At 38.5% G+C, this 2,723-nt stretch carries 4 protein-coding genes; 2 read left to right on the top strand and 2 right to left on the bottom strand.

Features of this window, described 5'->3' with window-relative positions; translation table 11 throughout:
- A partial coding sequence (locus BGC07_RS20655; RefSeq protein WP_235603076.1) for an IS1/IS1595 family N-terminal zinc-binding domain-containing protein occupies nucleotides 1-310 on the top strand: 310 nt, incomplete at its 5' end.
- Nucleotides 311-379: 69 nt separating this feature from the next.
- Here BGC07_RS20655 and BGC07_RS09765 read toward each other — a convergent pair.
- Both BGC07_RS09765 and BGC07_RS09760 read right to left on the bottom strand, forming a co-directional pair.
- Nucleotides 380-874 carry a dihydrofolate reductase gene (locus tag BGC07_RS09765; RefSeq protein ID WP_069312948.1) on the bottom strand — a complete coding sequence of 165 codons (495 nt, stop codon included), beginning with the start codon at nucleotides 872-874 and terminating at the stop codon, nucleotides 380-382.
- Between the two features lie 448 nt (nucleotides 875-1,322).
- On the bottom strand, nucleotides 1,323-2,243 hold the full coding sequence (locus BGC07_RS09760; protein ID WP_069312947.1) for a LysR substrate-binding domain-containing protein: 921 nt from the start codon (nucleotides 2,241-2,243) through the stop codon (nucleotides 1,323-1,325).
- A 92-nt stretch (nucleotides 2,244-2,335) separates the two neighbouring features.
- Between BGC07_RS09760 and BGC07_RS09755 the strand changes: the two genes are divergently transcribed.
- Complete coding sequence (locus BGC07_RS09755; RefSeq protein WP_069312946.1) at nucleotides 2,336-2,680, top strand: DMT family protein; 345 nt, start codon at nucleotides 2,336-2,338, stop codon at nucleotides 2,678-2,680.
- Nucleotides 2,681-2,723 lie beyond the last annotated feature (43 nt).

Below are 2,723 nucleotides of genomic sequence, written 5' to 3'. Positions count from 1 at the left end.
AAAAAAATGCAAAAAAAATAAACAGGTGTGTATTCACTGCAATAAAAATCACACAATAAAACTTGGAAAAACATCTAATAATAAACAGCGGTTTTTGTGTAAAAATAGTGAATGCACAGTCAGAACCTTTATCACTGACTATAGCCATCAAGGTTACCATCCCAAGACAAAAGAAAAGATTATAGAAATGGTATTAAGTGGGGCTAAAGTTCGCGATACTGTTGAAGCCTTACGTGTCAGCTCGGCGACGGTTGTTTCTGAAATGAAAAAATTTAGAAGCAGCAAGCAATGCGATAGCCTATCGAGCTAAGCATAAAACACAGGGTAAAAGCAATTGATCTATTCAGTTGGCTTTTACCCTATTTATAAAAGGTGATAATTAACGAATACGATCTAAAATAACAATCTTATAAGGATATTGATGCTTATCATCAATAGGGTGATTGGTTAATTCTGTTTCTTGCCACTGCAAATGATCCCATTTAGGAAAATAAGTATCTCCCTCAACTTCAGCATCAACCAGTGTTAAATATAAGCGATCTGCCAAAGGTAAGCACTCACTATAAATACCTTCCCCCCCAGCAATCATCACCTCAGGCTCGTTATCTACCAAACTCAAGGCCTCACTTACATTACTAACAACTTCAATGCCATTTCCAGGTTCTGACTTCAGTGCTGATGAGACAATGATATTGCGACGGTCAGGTAAAGGTTTACTCCCAATCGACTCAAAACTACGGCGTCCCATAATGATAGGCTTATGCTTAGTTTGCAAGACAAACCATTTAAAATCATCGGGCAAATGCCAGGCTAAATCATTATCTTTGCCAATAACACGATTATTCGCAACTGCAGCGATCATTGAAATCCGCATTTTATCTCCTCTTAAAGCTTGGCTATCAGCTTCTATTTACCATATCGCATAATATTTAATAACCCTTACTATATCAATCTGGCATAAACATTGCACCATTATTGCATATTGCTTAACATAACTGGCTTAATCCAATGCGTTGCTATACAGTCAAAAATGATAAATACATCGCTCTTTGTGCTCATGACTACCAAGAGTTGCTTATTTCTTTAGCACCTTACCCCACTGCCTTTCGCACATTGATAAGATGCGTTCATAGCAGGAAAAATCATATAATATTGATAAAAAATGAAAAAATTAAATAATTTTTTAAACCACATTTTAAGTGATCTGTGCCATGAAGATAATATCGAACTTCCTAAAACAATTATTGAAGAAAAAATAGTTTATTTAGATAACAATGCTATAAAGAAAGCTTCAACTAAAATTGAGACCATATTATAGCCTTTTATTCTACATAGTCTTCTTCGCTAATATGCAACCCTCTAATTCCTGCACAGCTCGAACGAATTATCTCAGCGATGCTCACCAGTAAGTTCTTGCGGCTAAATCCTACTCGCCATAATAAGGCCAACTCTCGACTCGGTGCGTCTTGTAATGATTTGGCCACTAAACCTAATTGCGAAAAATGTGGCTCCGCCAAGCTAGGCACTAACGTCATCCCCATCCCCGCTCCCACCATATGAGCAATCGTCTCAAGACTCGTGCCACGAAAGCTATTCTTATGGTTAATTGCCGCCAATTCACAGGCTTCCAATGCTTGATCACGCAAACAATGGCCTTCATCCAATAGTAATAAAGCCTCAGGATCAATATCTGTCATAGCAACATTTTTATGCTTTACACGTGGATCAGTTTGATTCACTAGCAAGGCAAATTCTTCATCAAATAGGATTTTTCCAGCTAATTTACTCATAGCTACAGGCATTGCCAGTAAAATAGCGTCGACTTTCGCTAGCCTAAGCTGCTCTATACACTGATGTGTTTGTAGCTCGTGTAATACTAGCTTTAGTTCCGGCAAAGCCTTAGATAGCTTTGGCATAATCACAGGTAACAGGTAGGGTGTAATCGTTGGTAATATGCCTAAGGTCAGTGGTTCGTGATAAGGATCTTGCTCACGCTTCGCTGCGCTTTTTAACTCATCGACCTCAAGTAATATTCGCCTCGCATAAACAAGCACTGCCTCACCTGCAGATGTTAACAGCACTGTGCGCATACCACGCTCAAAAAGCTGAACGCCAAGCTCTTCTTCAAGCTTTTTGATCTGCGTGCTTAATGTTGGCTGACTGACAAAACAGGCTTCTGCCGCTTTACCAAAGTGCTTTAGTTCAGCCACGCTAATAAAGTACTTTAAATCCCTTAAGTTCATCTGCCTGCCCACGCCATAAAACTTTATGATACACTAGCTATAAAGCGAATTTCTACTCGATCCCGCAGTAATATGAAGTTGAGGGACATCTCATGCCACCGTTTTTAAAAACTGTATTATTATTAGTCTGTTCCAATACGATTATGAGCTTCGCCTGGTATGGCAGCCTCAAAACCGAGCAACACAAAGCCTTTTGGGTCGCAATTCTAACCAGCTGGGGCATTGCTTTTTTTGAGTATATGTTCTTAATCCCCGCAAATCGTACAGGTTTTCTAGATGCGCACTTAAGCCTTGCACAATTAAAAATTTTACAAGAGGTTATTACCTTATCAATCTTCGTTCCTTTTGCAATATTTTACATGAAACAGACTATTTCTTGGAACTTTCTATGGGCTGGATTTTGCTTAGCCGGTGCCGTTTATTTTATTTTTAGATAAGCCAAAATTATTGATACATTCCAGCTTAGAATTATTTTTAATC

It is taken from the genome of Piscirickettsia litoralis (assembly GCF_001720395.1).
GTDB classification, from domain to species: Bacteria; Pseudomonadota; Gammaproteobacteria; order Piscirickettsiales; family Piscirickettsiaceae; genus Piscirickettsia; species Piscirickettsia litoralis.
Note: the sequence above shows the minus strand (reverse complement) of the source record. Positions and strands in the feature narration are given on the sequence as shown.

Bases quoted from the DNA above. Each gene is read 5' to 3' on its own strand.
- BGC07_RS09760 (WP_069312947.1), bottom strand. From the start codon at position 2,243: ATGAACTTAAGGGATTTAAAGTACTTTATTAGCGTGGCTGAACTAAAG.
- BGC07_RS09765 (WP_069312948.1), bottom strand. From the start codon at position 874: ATGCGGATTTCAATGATCGCTGCAGTTGCGAATAATCGTGTTATTGGC.
- BGC07_RS09755 (WP_069312946.1), top strand. From the start codon at position 2,336: ATGCCACCGTTTTTAAAAACTGTATTATTATTAGTCTGTTCCAATACG.